Raw genomic sequence first — 14,725 nt, forward strand, 5'->3', positions numbered from 1 at the left:
TTGTCCTTAATTATAAGAATCTTCGTAACGTTTAGATAATTCATGTATATTTTCTGGTGGCCAATCTGGTACATCCATACCAAATCTCAAACTAAATTTTGCAAGTATTTCCTTAATCTCATTTAAGGACTTTCTACCAAAATTTGGAGTTCTTAGCATATCAGCTTCCGTTCTTTTTACCAAATCACCTATATAAATTATATTATCATTTTTTAAACAATTTGCTGATCTAACTGATAATTCCAATTCATCAACTCGTTTAAGTAAATAAGGAGAAAATGGTAATGCATCTGTTTTAACTTGTTTATCTTCTTCTTGTTCTTCGAAAGAAATAAATAATTGAAGCTGTTCTTGCAAAATACGAGCAGCTAAGCCTACTGCCATTTCAGGCAATATATCACCATTAGTTTCAACAAACATAATTAACTTATCATAGTCAGTGACCTGACCTATCCTTGTATTTTCTACTTTATAAGTAACACTTTTTACAGGATTAAATAAAGCATCTATAGCTATTTCACCAATTGGTAAGTTATTATCCTCATTATTGTTTGTACTAAGTGTATACCCCTTACCAACTTTGCAAGTTAATTCCATTTCAAATTGTTTATTCTTAGCTAAATTGCAAATTACATGATCAGGATTTAATATTTCTACGTCATGCCCGGCTTCAATCATACCAGCCGTTATAGCACCAGGTCCTGTTGCTTTTAATCTTATAACACGTTTTTCTGCAACGTGCATTTTGATTTCTATGCCTTTAACATTCAAAATTATCTCTGATATATCCTCTTTTACACCTGGTATAGAAGAAAATTCATGCTCTATTCCAGGAATTTTTATAGAGGTAACCGCTGCTCCTTGTAGAGAAGAAAGTAAAACTCTTCTCATAGCATTACCTAGAGTCAAACCAAATCCCCTTTCTAAAGGCTCAACTATAATCTTAGATTTATTATTAGTCTCAGGGAAGCTCTCATAAGATACTTTATCTGTTTTTATTAAAGCGTTCCAGTTTTTACTTAACGATAACATTTAATACCTATGCTTCTTATACTCTTCTTCTTTTTGGTGCTTTTACTCCATTATGAGCAATTGATGATACATCTAAAATTGATGTAACTACAAAATTTTGCCCAAATAAAGCTCTCATTGCAGATTCACGCTGAGCACCAGGTCCTCCAATTCTAATAGAAATAGTTTTCAGACCGTATTCTTTTGCCTTTTCAGCTGCTTTATCAATTGTTATCTGAGCTGCATAAGGGGTAGCTTTTTTTGCTCCCTTAAACCCATTAGCTCCGGCTGATGCAGAAGATATCGCATTACCCTGAACATCAGTAAATGTTACAATAGTATTATTAAACGATGCTCTAATATGTACCACACCTAGGGTGATAGTTTTTTTCTTTTTTTTAGCTTTAACCGTCTGATTCATTATGTTTATACTCTACTTTAACTATTATTTTACAGCTTTTTTCTTTCCGGCTATTGCAACAGCTTTACCTTTTCTAGTTCTAGCATTAGAATGAGTATTCTGACCTCTTACAGGTAGCTTACGTATATGTCTAAGCCCTTGATAACTTCTAATATCTTTTTTCTTTTTAATATTAAGCGTTACTTCTCTTCTTAAATCACCTTCAACTTTATATTCATTTTCGATAATATTACGTAAGCTTATTAGTTCTTGATCAGTAAGATCTTTAACTTTCTTATCTTCTAATATTTTTGCTTTTTTACAAATTGTTTTTGCCATAGTAGTCCCAAGACCATAAATATAAGTCAAGCTTACTACTAAACGTTTATTATCGGGAATGTTAACACTCGCAATTCTTGCCACAAATATTCTCCAAAATTTTACTGGTAACTAGAAAATAATATAAAAATCTTTACTAAAGTCAATTTATTTTTAGTACTTTCTCTATATGATCTTCTATTTGCTCTTCATTTTTATTTCCATCAATCATATAAAAATCATCATTGTTTTTATAATGCTGTATTAATGGATAAGTTTCAGTTTTAAATATATTAATTCTTTCTTTTATTACTTCTTCATTATCATCTTTTCTATATTCAAATACGCTTGATTTACAAACATCACATATTTTATCAATTCTAGGCTTTAGAAAATAATCATTATATATTTTTCCGCAACTTTTACAACTATATCTACCTAAAATTCTTTTAATTAGTAATTCATCTGAAACATTTAAATATATTACTTTTATTTTTTCTGTGACAAATGATTCAAAAAACTTAGCTTGTTCTAAATTACGCGGATATCCATCTAATATATAACCTTTTTTATAATCAGAAGATGATAAAAAATTTTTAATTATATGATTAACTATTTCATCAGGAATAAGCTTTCCTTGCTCAACATAACTATTAATTACTTCAGCATCCTTACTTGATGTTTTAATAATTGCTCTAAATATATCGCCAATTGCTATATGTGGTAAATGAATTTTTTTAGCTATTTTTTTTCCTTGAGTTCCTTTTCCAGCACCGGGAGGACCTAAAAAAATTATTATCACTTCTAACTCATTTTTAATTTTTTAATTTTACTTTTTTCATTAAACTTTCATATTTACTACTAAATAAGTAAGTTTGAATTTGAGTCAATGTATCAAGTACTACATTTACTACAATTAAAAAACTTGTACCACCTAAAGAAAGAGAAATAACATATTTATTCATTAATAACTCAGGTATTATACATATTACGCTTAAATATATACCACCTACAACCGTAAGCCTAGTAAGTATATAATCAAAATATTCAGATGTATTTTTTCCTGGTCTTTTACCAGGAATATAAGCACCGTATTTTCTTAAATTATTAGCAGTTTCTTCAGAATTAAATACTATTGCAGTATAAAAAAAGCTAAAAAACATTATCAATGCTACATACAATAATATATATATAGGCTTCCCGTGACCCAAATAATAAGTAAGCATATTCATTATTTCAGAATTACTACTTGAAAAATTAGCCAGTGTAGCCGGGAATAATAAAATTGAACTAGCGAATATCGGAGGAATTACCCCAGAAGTATTTAACTTAAGTGGCATATATGTTGAATCACCACCATAAATTTTATTTCCTACTTGCCTTTTAGGATACTGAACTAATAATTTTCTTTGTGCTTTCTCAAAGAAAATTATTATAGATATTAATATAACTACTCCCGCACAAACAGCAATTGCAACTAAAGGTGATAATGCACCTTTTCTTGATAGTTCAAACATACTAATAATAGCACTAGGCACACCGGAAATTATACCTATAAATATAATTAAAGATGTACCATTACCTATACCACGTTGTGTAATTTGTTCACCTAACCACATTAGTAGCATCGTACCTACCACTAAAGTAATTACTGTTGTAATTTTAAAGAAAAGCCCCGGTATAATTACTACAGGTCCGGTATTTGTTACAATTGACTCTAAACTTACTGCAACACCATAAGCTTGAAGTGAAGCAAGCAAGACTGTTAAATATCTAGATAATTGATTTATTTTCCTTTTACCCGCTTCTCCTTCTTTTTTTAAATTTTCTAAAGGCTTATATGCTACAGACATTAGCTGAATAATTATTGATGCTGTTATATATGGCATAATCGCTAAAGCAAAAATGGACATTCTGCCTAGTGAGCCACCTGACAGCATATTAAACATACCAAGTATCCCTGACTGATTTTTTTCAGCAATACTACCTAAAGCAATAGCATCTATACCTGCAATAGGTATAAACGAACCAAATCTGCATATTATAAGAACAAAAATAGTAAAAATAATACGATTAATTAAATCATTGCTAGATTTTTTAGAGAAATTTTGGTTCATAAATTATAATAATTTTCCGCCTGCTTTTTCAACTATTTCTTTAGCTTTAGAAGAATAAGAATCTAATTTAAACGATAAAGGATAATTGAAATCATCACTGCAAATAGATAACAATTTTACTAACTTTTTATTACTTTTATTAATTAAACCAATTTCTATTAATTTTTCCTTAGTAATAACATCATTAGCATTTAAACGCTCTTCTGCTATTGCTGCTTCAATATTATAAATATTAATAACATTATATTTTTTAGATGAGATACAATTAAAGCCCCTCTTAGGCAGCCTCTTAATCATTGGAGTTTGACCACCTTCAAAGCCTTTTATTGCAACACCTGCTCTAGATTTTTGACCTTTAACACCTCTTCCAGCAGTTTTTCCTTTTCCACTACCAATACCACGTGCTACTCTTTTCTTATTTTTTTTAGCACCTATATTATTATATAATTCATTTAATTTCATTGAAAAACTCTAATTACACATTTTCTATTTTTAATAAATGCTCTACTTTTTTGAGCATACCTTGAACTGAATCAGTATTTTTAAGAACAACAGATTTATTAATTTTATTTAAACCAAGCCCAATTAATGTTAATTTTTGATCATATTTACGACCTATACTGCTTTTAACTTGAGTAACTTTTACATCATTAATTAAATTTTTATTATTCATAGCGTATACATCTTACCTTAAAATATTATTCATTAACTTGGATATCAGAAGATTTTATAAAAATTTCATTCATTTTTTTATCTCTTCTTGCAGCAATAGATTTTGGGGACGAAAGTTTTTTTAATGCATCAAACGTTGCAGCTATCATTGTATAAACATTTGTTGAGCCTATCGACTTAGCAACAATATCATGAACACCTAAAGAATCAAAAATTGCTCTCATAGACCCCCCTGCTATAACACCTGTACCTGCTTTAGCTCTTCTTAAGACCACCTTAGCTGCTCCACTTCTGCCTATAACATCGTGATGAATTGTTCTATTTTGATATAAAGATACTTTCATCATTTTCTTTTTAGCAGCTTGTTTTGCTTTTTCTCTTGCTTCATTTACTTCTTTCGCTTTACCGTGACCTGCTCCAACTCTTCCAGCTTTATCACCAACTACTACATAAGCAGAAAAAGCAAATCTTCTACCACCTTTTACTACTTTTGTAACTCTATTTACATCAACTAAAACTTCACTTAAAGCTTCTTCGTTTTTTCTAACTTTAGACATATTTTAAACCTTAAACTAAAATCTTATTTTTTTTCTAGCAGCATCAGCAAGAGCTTTTACAACACCATGATACTTATATCCACTTCTATCAAATACTACCTCTTCTACACCACAAGATACAGCTTTCTCAGCTATTAATTCACCTATTTTTGTAGCATTTTCAACATTACAATGAGATTTTTTTAATTTTTTAATCTTTTCGTCTAAAGTTGAAGCAGAAGCAATTGTTACTGATTTAGTATCATCAATAATCTGTGCATAAATATGTCTACCTGATTTAAATATTGACAATCTAGCTCTATTAGCTGTTTTAGCTATTTTATGTCTTATTCTACTTCTTCTCTTTTCAAATTTTAGCTTAGCACTACGCATATTTAACTCTTAAATTAATTTTTCTTACCTTCTTTGCACGGTATAAATTGATCTTCAAATTTAATTCCTTTTCCTTTATAAGGTTCAGGTGGTCTTTGTTTTATAATAATTGAAGCAAATTGACCTAATTTTTCTTTATCTGTACCCTCAAGAATAATTATATTCTGCTTAGGTACTTCAACTTTAATGTGTGAAGGTATTTCAATTTTTGTGTTATGACTTTTAGCAAGCATTAGATTTAAATACTTACCTTTCATCATTGCCCTGTACCCTACACCATTAATTTCAAGCTTTAACTTAAAGCCTTCTTTAACTCCGGTAACCATATTTGATATTATGCTTCTAGCTGTACCCCACATAGCACGTGCACTTTTACTTGAAGATAATGGCTTTACTAAAAGCTTATTTTCTGCTAATGAAATTCCTATGCTACCTTTAAAGCTTTTTGATAACTCACCTTTAGGTCCTGATATTTTTACTTCTAAATCATTTAACCCGACTTTTACACCTTCAGGTATAATAATCGGTAACTTTCCAACGCATGACATTTTTTTACCTTAAAATACTTTACAAATTACTTCACCGCCAACATTTTTAATATGAGCTTCTCTATCAGACATAACACCATAAGGAGTAGATAGAATATATATTCCCATATTATTGTAGTATCCTTTTAAGTCCTTAATTGCAGAATACACCCTTTTTCCTGGCTTTGACACTCTATGAATCTCGCATATAGAAGCATCACCATTAGCAGAATATTTTAAGGTTACCTCAGTATAGCTAATGTTATCTTTTGGAGTACTTGTATAATTTTTTATATAACCTTCTTTTTGTAGCACTTCTAAAATTGAAGTTTTAATCTTAGAACTAGGAAAAGAAACATTTATTAGTTTGCTTTTATAAGCATTTCTAATTCTAGTTAACATATCTGCTACATTATCTGTCATTGACATATTTATTCACCTATTATTTTTACCAACTTGACTTAATTATCCCTGGAACTAAACCTCTGCCACTTAATTCTCTGAGTTTATTTCTTGATATGCCAAATTTTCTTATAACCCCTCTTGGTCTACCTGTAAGCTCACATCTATTTCTAATTCTAGTGGCTGATGAATTTCTAGATAATTGTGCTAATGACATTACCAAAGAAAAACGCTCTTCTAATGAAATATTTTTATCGTAAATTTTATTTTTTAATTTCTCACGCTTATTATGTAAACTTTGTGATAATTTTTTTCTTTTTTCATTCTTTTTTATAGAACTTACTTTTGCCATTATATACCTTAAACTTAATTATAAAAAGGTAAATTAAATCCTGATAACAAGGATTTACCTTCTTTATCTGTTTTAGCAGATGTAACGATTGTAATATCCATTCCTCTTATAGAGTCAATTTTATCATAATTAATCTCAGGAAAAACTATCTGTTCTTTTAGTCCAAAAGTAAAATTACCTTTACCATCAAAACTTTTGTAAGAAAAACCACGAAACTCTTTAACACGAGGTAACGCAACAATTACTAACCTTTCTAAGAAATCATACATTCTATCTTTACGTAAAGTAACTTTGCAACCTATTTTCATACCATCACGTAACTTAAATGTTGCAATAGATTTTCTTGCTGAAGTTACAAAAGGTTTTTGACCAGAGATTAAAGTTAAATCATTTACTGCTTTATCAATCACTTTTGAATCAGCTATTGCTTCCCCTACACCCATATTTATGACAATTTTTTCAATAGCTGGAATTTCATGTTTATTTTTATAAGAAAATTCTTTTTGCAAATTGCTAATAATTTCCTTTTGATATAATTCTTTAAATCTTAACATTATTTGCCTTCCTTACCAATAATTTCTCCGGATTTTTTTGCTATTCTAACTTTAGAACCATCTTCTAAAAATTTAAAAGCTACCTTAGTAGGATTACCAGTTTTAGGATCAACATGTGCAACATTTGAAATATCTATAGGTAATTCTTTAGTTATTATGCCGCCTTCGCTTACTTTGGTAGGTTTAGTATGTTTTTTAACTAAATTTATTCCTGAAACAACTATTTTATTTTGCTCAGGAAAAACCTTTAATATTTTTCCTTTTTTCCCTTTGTATTTTCCAGTAATAACAATAACTTCATCACCTTTTTTTACTTTTAATTTTATCATTTATAACACTTCCTCTGCGAGCGACATAATTCTAACATATTTTTTTGCTCTAAGTTCTCTTGTCACAGGACCAAAAACCCTAGTACCTATAGGCTCATCTTGTTTGTTTAAAAGCACTAATGCGTTCTTATCAAACTTTATTGTACTACCATCAGCTCTTACAACCCCTGTTTTTGTACGGACAATAACGCCTTTATAAACGTCACCTTTTTTAACTTTACCACCAGGTATAGCTTCCTTAATAGATACAACTATAACATCTCCTAGCTTTGCTACCATATGATGGGAGCCACCTAGAACTTTAATACACATAACTTTTTTGGCACCGGAATTATCTGCCACTTCCAAAATGCTTTGCATTTGAATCATATATCACTTCCAATTTTATTCACGAAAGACAAAATAAACAATTTTCCCAATAAAGTCAAAGGATAAAACCTTTACTCTTCATTTATTACTACCCATGTTTTAGTTTTTGAAATAGGGCGACTTTCAATTATATTAACTTTATCGCCTTCTTGAAACTTATTATTTGGATCATGAGCTGCGTATTTTTTAGATACTTTTATAAATTTTTTATAAATAGGATGTTTAAATCTTCTTTCTACTTTTACTGTAACTGTTTTATCAGTTTTTGAACTTATAACTACCCCTTGTAGGACTCTTTTAGGCATTTTAATTACTCTCCACTACTAGATCTTTTTGTTAATTCAGTTTTAATACGTGCTATAGACTTTTTAACTAATGAAAACCTACTAGTATTTTTTAATTCGCCCAGAGTTTGCTGAAATCTTAAATTAAATAGTTCTTTTTTTAAAAGATTAAGATGCTTAAAAAGCTCTTCAACTGTTTTACTTGTCAATTCACTCTTTAATGATTTTAAATCATTCATAATGCCTCACTATCCTTGTTCTAACAGGTAATTTTGCACTTGCAAGCTCTAAAGCTTTAACTGCAACATCTTCCTCAACCCCTTCAATTTCAAACATAATTCTTCCAGGTGATACCCTTACTGCAAAAAATTCAGGATTTCCTTTACCTTTACCCATTCTTACTTCAGCAGGCTTCTTAGAAACCGGAAGATCAGGAAAGATTCGTATCCATAATCTTCCTTGACGTTTCATACATCTAGTAGCCGCTTTTCTTCCTGCTTCTATTTGTCTAGCAGTAACACGCCAACCATCTATAGATTTTAAACCAAATGATCCAAAGGCAAGTGTTGTACCTGCTTTTGATTTTGAAACAACTCTACCTTTATGAGCTTTTCTAAATTTTTGTTTTTTTGGAGCTAACATTTTAATACTTAAAAATTAATTATATCTTTTATTTTCGGTATACTCGCCTTTGTAAATCCAAACTTTAACTCCTATAACCCCATAAGTAGTTATAGCTTCTGCAGTCGAATAATCAATATCTGCTCTTAAAGTATGCAATGGCATTCTCCCTTCTATATACCATTCTGTTCTAGCAATCTCAGCTCCACCAAGACGTCCTGAGCAACTAACTCTTATACCTTGTCCACCTTGTTTAAATGAAGCTTGAATTGCTGTCTTCATTGCTTTTCTAAAGGATACTCTTTTTTCAAGCTGCGATGCTATTGTCTGAGCTACTATAGCTGCATCTATATTAAACTTTCTAACTTCATGAATATTTATATAAACTTCACTTAAAGAAGTCATTTTTTCAATGGCTTTTTTTAGCTTATCAATTTCACTACCGTTTTTACCGATAATTATATTCGGTTTTTTTGCATTAATATTGATAATAATACTTTTGTTAGAAGGACGTTCAATTAAAATTCTGCTAACTTGAGCTTGAGTAAAACTTTTATTAACTAATTCTCTAATCTTTAAATCTTGTATAAAAAGAGTTTTATACTGCTTTTCTGCATAAAATACAGAATCCCAACCTTTAATTAAAGTCGGTCCAACCCTAAAACCATGTGCACAAACTTTCTGCCCCATCTTAATTATCCTCTTTTTCTGTAACAGTTATATAAAGATTACTAAAAAACTTATTTATTCTAGTAGCTCTTCCTTTTGCTCTTGGCATAACTCTTTTCATTACTAAAGCCTTGCCTACTGTTGCGTTAGTTATAACTAATCTATCTATATCTAAACCTAGATTATTTTCAGCATTTGCTACAGCAGATTGCAGACAAGCTTTTACAACTTTTGAAATTCTTTTTGGCGAAAAAGTTAATTGCACTAATGCTTCAGAAACTTTCATGTTTCTAATAAAAGCTGCAACTAAGTTTAATTTCCTTGGACTAACTCTAATTGATTTAGCTTTTGCCGTGGCAAAATTTTTATTTTCCTGTACCATATGATTTTATTTTCTTTTAACTTTTTTATCTGCTCCATGCCCATGAAATGTTCTAGTAGGAGAGAATTCCCCTAGTTTTCTACCAACCATTTCTTCATTTACAGAAACTGGAATAAATTTATTTCCATTGTGAACAGAAAACGTAAAACCAACAAAAATAGGCAAAATGGTTGATCTTCTAGACCAAGTTTTAATCATTTCTGACTTACCAGATTCCATTAATTTTTGAACTTTTTTTATTAAATAACCATCTACGAAAGGCCCTTTCCACACCGAACGTGCCATAATTAATACCTAATTAATTTAAAAATTTATTTTCTTTTCTTTATAATAAACTTAGAAGTACGCTTATTTTTACGCGTCTTTTTACCTTTCGTCGGGAATCCCCAAGGAGTAACTGGATGACGCCCACCAGAGGTTTTACCCTCACCACCACCATGCGGGTGATCTACAGGGTTCATTGCCACACCTCTTACATGAGGTCTCCAACCAAGCCATCTATTTCTACCAGCTTTACCTAAGTTAATATTTTTTTGATCAGGATTAGATACTGTACCTATCGTAGCCATACAATCTAAAGGTACTAATCTAAATTCACCAGACTTTAATTTAATTTGTGCATATCCTGAATCTTTACCTACTAAATCTACCGACGTACCGGCTGATCTTGCAATTTGACCACCTTTACCAACTTTCATTTCAACATTATGTAAAGTAGTACCTATAGGGATATATCTTAAAGGTAAACAGTTGCCAATTTTTATATCTGCATCTTTGCTTGATATTATCTTATCTCCTACCACTAATTTTTGTGGAGCTAAAATATAAGCATGCTCACCATCTTCATATTTAATTAAAGCGATAAAAGCAGTTCTATTAGGGTCATATTCTATTCTTTCAACTATAGCAGAAATATCTAATTTATTTCTCTTAAAGTCAATAACACGATATAGTCTTTTATGACCTCCACCTCTTTGCCAAGAAGTGATTCTACCCTGATTATTTCTTCCACCTGTTTTAGATATCCCTTTAGTTAGAGCCTTAAAAGGTCTACCTTTCCATAAACTAGTTCTATCAACTTGAACTAACTCTCTCAAAGAAGGGGTAATTGGATTAAAACTTTTTAAAGCCATTTATTTAATTCCTCCGGCAAAATCAATATTATGATCTTTTTCTAATGTTACCACAGCTTTTTTTCTATCAACTTGACGTCCGATAACTCCCTTAAACCTCTTTTTCTTACCTTTGACATTTAAGATATTTACTTTTTTTACTTTTACTTTAAATATTTCTTCTATGGCTTTTTTAACGGCAAGCTTCTCAGCAAGTTTATCTACATAAAAAGTGTATTTATTTTGTTCTGAAAGAAGCGTAGTTTTTTCTGTAATAACAGGTCTTCTAATTAAATCGTAATATTTATAAGAACTCATTTTAACCTCTCTTCTAAAACATTCACTGCTTCTTGTGATAACAATACATATTCGTGTCTTATTATGTCATAGACATTTGCACCTATTTGCGGGACAACTACTGTATTATAAATATTTTGTGCTGCTAAAGAAAAATTAACATCCACTTCATTGCCATCTATTACAAAGAAGCTTTTACCTTGAAACTTATTTAATATATTAACAAGATTAGAGGTTTTAGGCGTTTCTAATTTTAAAGAATCTATGACTAGTAATTTTCCTTCAGAAAATTTTTCGGATAAAGCATGGATTAAACCAAGTTTTCGTACTTTTTTAGGTAATTTAGTTGCATGGCTACGTACTACAGGACCATGAATTACACCACCACCACGCATCTGTACAGATCTTAAAGAACCTTGTCTTGCATTCCCTGTACCTTTTTGCTTAAAAGGTTTTTTGGTAGTACCTGAGACTTCTGATACAGTTTTAGTTTTATGTGTACCAGCCATTGCTTTAGCTCGCTGCCAATCAACAACTTGCTTTATTATATCATCCCTAATAAACTCTACAGCAAATATATCTTCGTTTAAACTAATCTCACCGATTTCTTCATTAGCAAGATTTAATATTTTAGTTTTCATTTCTATTCAACCTATACAGTCTTATATAAAATCTTTTATATAAATAATTATTTTTTATGCAGTTATTGAAATCTTTTTTATTGCATCTTTTATTGAAATATATGAACCTTTATGTCCCGGTATACTTCCCTGAATCATAATAAGCCCTTGCTCTTTATCGATTGCAAATATTTTTAAATTTTGGATAGTAACTTGACTACACCCCATATGTCCAGCCATTTTTTTACCTTTAAAGACTTTTCCTGGATCTTGTCTTTGACCAGTAGAACCATGTGAACGATGTGATATTGAAACACCGTGAGAAGCTTCAAGTCCTCTAAAATTATGTCTCTTCATACTACCAGCAAATCCTTTACCTATAGTAGTAGCTGTTACATCTATAAATTGTCCTGCTGTAAAATGATCTACTTCTAAACTTGCTGCTATATCAATAAAGTTATCTTCAGAGATTCTAAATTCTTTTAATTTAGTTTTAGGAGACACTTTAGCATTAGCAAAAACTTGTTTCATAGGCTTAGTTACTCTAGATATTTTTTTATCTTTTATCCCTATAACTAAAGCATTATAACCATGTTTTTCAGCAATTTTATGTCCTACTACTTGGCAATCATCAACTTTCACTAGTGTTAATGGAACTCTCTTCCCATTATTATTAAAAACACTAGTCATCCCAACTTTTTGAGCAATTATTCCGGTTCTCATTACTCCCCACTCTCTAATTCAATCACTACATCAACACCTGCTGCTAAATCAACTTTACTTAAAGCGTCAACAACTACTGGATTTGGATCATCTATAACCAATAATCTTTTTTGTGTTCTAATTTCGTATTGCTCCCTTGATTTTATATGGACATGGGGAGATCTATTTACGGTAAATCTTTGAATTTTTCTAGGTAAAGGAATAGGACCACTAATATTAGCAAATGTCCTTTTAACAGCACTAACTATCTCTTTAGTAGCCTGATCAAGACTACGATGATCAAATGACTTTAAACGAATTTTAATTTTATTTTTCATTTAACAAACCTTAATTATAAACAGCAAGATGTTTTTTACATCTTAAAACATAAATACCTATTATTAAAAAATAATAGGTATTTATAAAGTGGACTAATTAATTACTTTAGAAACTACACCAGCACCTACTGTTCTACCACCCTCACGAATTGAGAACTTTAAGCCTTGCTGCATAGCAATAGGAGAAATTAGCTTAACTTTGAAAGTAGCATTATCACCAGGCATAACCATCTGTTTATCAGCCGGTAATTCTATTGTACCTGTAACGTCTGTTGTTCTAAAATAGAATTGTGGACGATAGTTATTGGTAAATGGAGTATGACGACCACCTTCATCTTTGCTAAGCACGTATACTTCAGCTTCAAATTCATCGTGAGGTGTTATACTACCAGGCTTAGCAAGAACTTGTCCTCTTTGTACAGCTTCTCTATCTATACCGCGTAATAATATACCAACGTTATCCCCAGCCTCACCACTATCAAGAAGCTTTCTAAACATTTCAACACCGGTACATGTAGAAGTTTGAGTTGCTTTTATTCCAACTATTTCAACAGCTTCACCCACTTTAACTTTACCAGCTTCAATTCTGCCTGTTACAACTGTTCCTCTTCCTGAAATAGAGAACACATCTTCGATAGGCATTAAGAAAGGCTTTTCAGTTTCTCTAATAGGTTGTGGTATATAACTATCTACTGCATCCATTAATTCATGGATAGCTTTTTCACCTTCAGGCTTTCCTTCTAAAGCTTGAAGAGCAGAACCTCTAATTATTGGTATCTCATCACCAGGGAAATCATATTTTGATAGTAATTCTCTTACTTCCATTTCCACTAATTCTAGTAGATCAGGATCATCAACCATATCAACTTTGTTTAAGAACACCACCATTTTAGGCACGCCAACTTGCTTTGCTAATAATATATGTTCTCTAGTTTGTGGCATTGGACCATCAGCAGCAGAAACAACTAATATTGCACCGTCCATTTGAGCAGCACCTGTGATCATGTTCTTTACATAGTCAGCATGTCCTGGACAGTCTACGTGTGCATAGTGCCTACTCTTAGTCTCATATTCTACGTGAGCAGTTGATATTGTTATACCTCTTTCCTTTTCCTCAGGAGCGGCATCAATTTCATCATATTTTTTAACTTTGATATCTTTATTATCTTTTCCAAGCACCATTGTTATTGCTGCTGTCAAAGAAGTTTTCCCATGATCCACGTGACCGATAGTACCGATGTTAACATGCGGTTTGGTTCTTTCAAACTTTGCTTTTGCCATATTTTTACTCTCTTACAATTTTTTAAGTTTAATACAAGTTAATTTAAAGTGCGTTTTTTGCTAAATTTATTTGTCACCACTATATTTAATGGAGCGGGTGATGGGAATCGAACCCACACAGCCAGCTTGGAAGGCTGGAACTCTACCATTGAGCTACACCCGCAACTAACACCAATTTTATTCAGACTTACAATTATACACGATTATATTTTATTTTTAAATATAATTTATAATATAAAATGATAAGTTTAAAAAATGATATGCTTCCCTGAACCATTCAAGTGGTGGAGGGAGAAGGATTCGAACCTTCGAACGCTTACGCGGGCAGATTTACAGTCTGCTGCCATTGACCACTCGGCCACCCCTCCTAAAGAACTTTAGTATTAAATAGACTAATTCACTTTAAAAGACAATATAAATTAGTATTAGGACTTAATAA

General features: G+C 31.0%; 27 protein-coding genes and 2 tRNA genes. All 29 read right to left on the reverse strand.

Annotation, left to right across the window (positions count from 1 at the left end; translation table 11 throughout):
* Positions 1-6: 6 nt before the first annotated feature.
* Positions 7-1,032, reverse strand: coding sequence for a DNA-directed RNA polymerase subunit alpha (locus RBE_RS05395; RefSeq protein WP_011477697.1), 1,026 nt, complete (start codon positions 1,030-1,032; stop codon positions 7-9).
* Positions 1,033-1,048: 16 nt separating this feature from the next.
* Positions 1,049-1,432 (reverse strand): 30S ribosomal protein S11, encoded by a 384-nt coding sequence (rpsK, locus tag RBE_RS05400; RefSeq protein WP_011477698.1) that lies wholly within the window; start codon positions 1,430-1,432, stop codon positions 1,049-1,051.
* Positions 1,433-1,456: 24 nt separating this feature from the next.
* Positions 1,457-1,834: a 30S ribosomal protein S13 gene (gene rpsM / locus RBE_RS05405; protein WP_011477699.1), complete on the reverse strand. Its 378-nt coding sequence runs from the start codon at positions 1,832-1,834 to the stop codon at positions 1,457-1,459.
* Positions 1,835-1,892: 58 nt separating this feature from the next.
* Positions 1,893-2,531, reverse strand: a complete 639-nt coding sequence (locus RBE_RS05410) for an adenylate kinase (protein ID WP_011477700.1) — start codon at positions 2,529-2,531, stop codon at positions 1,893-1,895.
* 13 nt (positions 2,532-2,544) lie between these two features.
* On the reverse strand, positions 2,545-3,846 hold the full coding sequence (gene secY, locus RBE_RS05415) for a preprotein translocase subunit SecY (RefSeq protein ID WP_011477701.1): 1,302 nt from the start codon (positions 3,844-3,846) through the stop codon (positions 2,545-2,547).
* Positions 3,847-3,849: 3 nt separating this feature from the next.
* Entirely contained in the window at positions 3,850-4,308 is a 459-nt protein-coding gene (gene rplO / locus RBE_RS05420; protein WP_011477702.1) for a 50S ribosomal protein L15, read from the reverse strand.
* Between the two features lie 13 nt (positions 4,309-4,321).
* On the reverse strand, positions 4,322-4,519 hold the full coding sequence (gene rpmD, locus RBE_RS05425; protein ID WP_011477703.1) for a 50S ribosomal protein L30: 198 nt from the start codon (positions 4,517-4,519) through the stop codon (positions 4,322-4,324).
* A 25-nt stretch (positions 4,520-4,544) separates the two neighbouring features.
* On the reverse strand, positions 4,545-5,075 hold the full coding sequence (gene rpsE / locus RBE_RS05430) for a 30S ribosomal protein S5 (RefSeq protein WP_011477704.1): 531 nt from the start codon (positions 5,073-5,075) through the stop codon (positions 4,545-4,547).
* Positions 5,076-5,090: 15 nt separating this feature from the next.
* Positions 5,091-5,447 (reverse strand): 50S ribosomal protein L18, encoded by a 357-nt coding sequence (gene rplR, locus RBE_RS05435; protein WP_011477705.1) that lies wholly within the window; start codon positions 5,445-5,447, stop codon positions 5,091-5,093.
* Positions 5,448-5,461: 14 nt separating this feature from the next.
* Positions 5,462-5,995, reverse strand: a complete 534-nt coding sequence (rplF, locus tag RBE_RS05440) for a 50S ribosomal protein L6 (RefSeq protein ID WP_011477706.1) — start codon at positions 5,993-5,995, stop codon at positions 5,462-5,464.
* A 9-nt stretch (positions 5,996-6,004) separates the two neighbouring features.
* A complete protein-coding gene (gene rpsH, locus RBE_RS05445) occupies positions 6,005-6,403 on the reverse strand; it encodes a 30S ribosomal protein S8 (protein ID WP_011477707.1) in 399 nt (132 codons plus the stop codon).
* A 19-nt stretch (positions 6,404-6,422) separates the two neighbouring features.
* Positions 6,423-6,728: a 30S ribosomal protein S14 gene (gene rpsN, locus RBE_RS05450; protein ID WP_011477708.1), complete on the reverse strand. Its 306-nt coding sequence runs from the start codon at positions 6,726-6,728 to the stop codon at positions 6,423-6,425.
* Between the two features lie 14 nt (positions 6,729-6,742).
* Entirely contained in the window at positions 6,743-7,282 is a 540-nt protein-coding gene (rplE, locus tag RBE_RS05455; protein WP_011477709.1) for a 50S ribosomal protein L5, read from the reverse strand.
* A complete protein-coding gene (gene rplX / locus RBE_RS05460) occupies positions 7,282-7,611 on the reverse strand; it encodes a 50S ribosomal protein L24 (RefSeq protein ID WP_011477710.1) in 330 nt (109 codons plus the stop codon). The genes rplE and rplX overlap by 1 nt, the downstream gene beginning before the upstream one ends.
* Positions 7,612-7,980: a 50S ribosomal protein L14 gene (rplN, locus tag RBE_RS05465; protein ID WP_011477711.1), complete on the reverse strand. Its 369-nt coding sequence runs from the start codon at positions 7,978-7,980 to the stop codon at positions 7,612-7,614. It abuts the gene before it with no gap.
* Positions 7,981-8,051: 71 nt separating this feature from the next.
* Complete coding sequence (rpsQ, locus tag RBE_RS05470) at positions 8,052-8,285, reverse strand: 30S ribosomal protein S17 (protein WP_011477712.1); 234 nt, start codon at positions 8,283-8,285, stop codon at positions 8,052-8,054.
* A gap of 5 nt (positions 8,286-8,290) precedes the next feature.
* Positions 8,291-8,503 (reverse strand): 50S ribosomal protein L29, encoded by a 213-nt coding sequence (rpmC, locus tag RBE_RS05475; RefSeq protein WP_011477713.1) that lies wholly within the window; start codon positions 8,501-8,503, stop codon positions 8,291-8,293.
* Entirely contained in the window at positions 8,496-8,906 is a 411-nt protein-coding gene (rplP, locus tag RBE_RS05480; protein ID WP_011477714.1) for a 50S ribosomal protein L16, read from the reverse strand. The genes rpmC and rplP overlap by 8 nt, the downstream gene beginning before the upstream one ends.
* Before the next feature lie 15 nt (positions 8,907-8,921).
* Complete coding sequence (gene rpsC, locus RBE_RS05485; protein ID WP_011477715.1) at positions 8,922-9,575, reverse strand: 30S ribosomal protein S3; 654 nt, start codon at positions 9,573-9,575, stop codon at positions 8,922-8,924.
* 1 nt (position 9,576) lies between these two features.
* Positions 9,577-9,936: a 50S ribosomal protein L22 gene (gene rplV / locus RBE_RS05490; protein WP_011477716.1), complete on the reverse strand. Its 360-nt coding sequence runs from the start codon at positions 9,934-9,936 to the stop codon at positions 9,577-9,579.
* A 6-nt stretch (positions 9,937-9,942) separates the two neighbouring features.
* Positions 9,943-10,221 carry a 30S ribosomal protein S19 gene (gene rpsS / locus RBE_RS05495; RefSeq protein WP_011477717.1) on the reverse strand — a complete coding sequence of 93 codons (279 nt, stop codon included), beginning with the start codon at positions 10,219-10,221 and terminating at the stop codon, positions 9,943-9,945.
* A 26-nt stretch (positions 10,222-10,247) separates the two neighbouring features.
* Entirely contained in the window at positions 10,248-11,069 is an 822-nt protein-coding gene (gene rplB / locus RBE_RS05500; protein ID WP_011477718.1) for a 50S ribosomal protein L2, read from the reverse strand.
* Positions 11,070-11,366, reverse strand: a complete 297-nt coding sequence (gene rplW, locus RBE_RS05505) for a 50S ribosomal protein L23 (RefSeq protein ID WP_011477719.1) — start codon at positions 11,364-11,366, stop codon at positions 11,070-11,072. It abuts the gene before it with no gap.
* Positions 11,363-11,986, reverse strand: a complete 624-nt coding sequence (gene rplD, locus RBE_RS05510) for a 50S ribosomal protein L4 (RefSeq protein WP_011477720.1) — start codon at positions 11,984-11,986, stop codon at positions 11,363-11,365. The genes rplW and rplD overlap by 4 nt, the downstream gene beginning before the upstream one ends.
* A gap of 54 nt (positions 11,987-12,040) precedes the next feature.
* Positions 12,041-12,688 (reverse strand): 50S ribosomal protein L3, encoded by a 648-nt coding sequence (rplC, locus tag RBE_RS05515; RefSeq protein ID WP_011477721.1) that lies wholly within the window; start codon positions 12,686-12,688, stop codon positions 12,041-12,043.
* Positions 12,688-13,005 carry a 30S ribosomal protein S10 gene (rpsJ, locus tag RBE_RS05520; protein ID WP_011477722.1) on the reverse strand — a complete coding sequence of 106 codons (318 nt, stop codon included), beginning with the start codon at positions 13,003-13,005 and terminating at the stop codon, positions 12,688-12,690. Before rpsJ ends, rplC begins: the two co-directional genes overlap by 1 nt.
* A 93-nt stretch (positions 13,006-13,098) precedes the next feature.
* A complete protein-coding gene (gene tuf / locus RBE_RS05525) occupies positions 13,099-14,286 on the reverse strand; it encodes an elongation factor Tu (RefSeq protein WP_011477723.1) in 1,188 nt (395 codons plus the stop codon).
* Between the two features lie 89 nt (positions 14,287-14,375).
* Positions 14,376-14,449, reverse strand: a tRNA-Gly gene (locus RBE_RS05530).
* 119 nt (positions 14,450-14,568) lie between these two features.
* A tRNA-Tyr gene (locus RBE_RS05535) sits at positions 14,569-14,654 on the reverse strand.
* Positions 14,655-14,725: the final 71 nt, after the last annotated feature.

Origin of the sequence: Rickettsia bellii RML369-C (assembly GCF_000012385.1) — a bacterium.
Taxonomy (GTDB): domain Bacteria; phylum Pseudomonadota; class Alphaproteobacteria; order Rickettsiales; family Rickettsiaceae; genus Rickettsia; species Rickettsia bellii.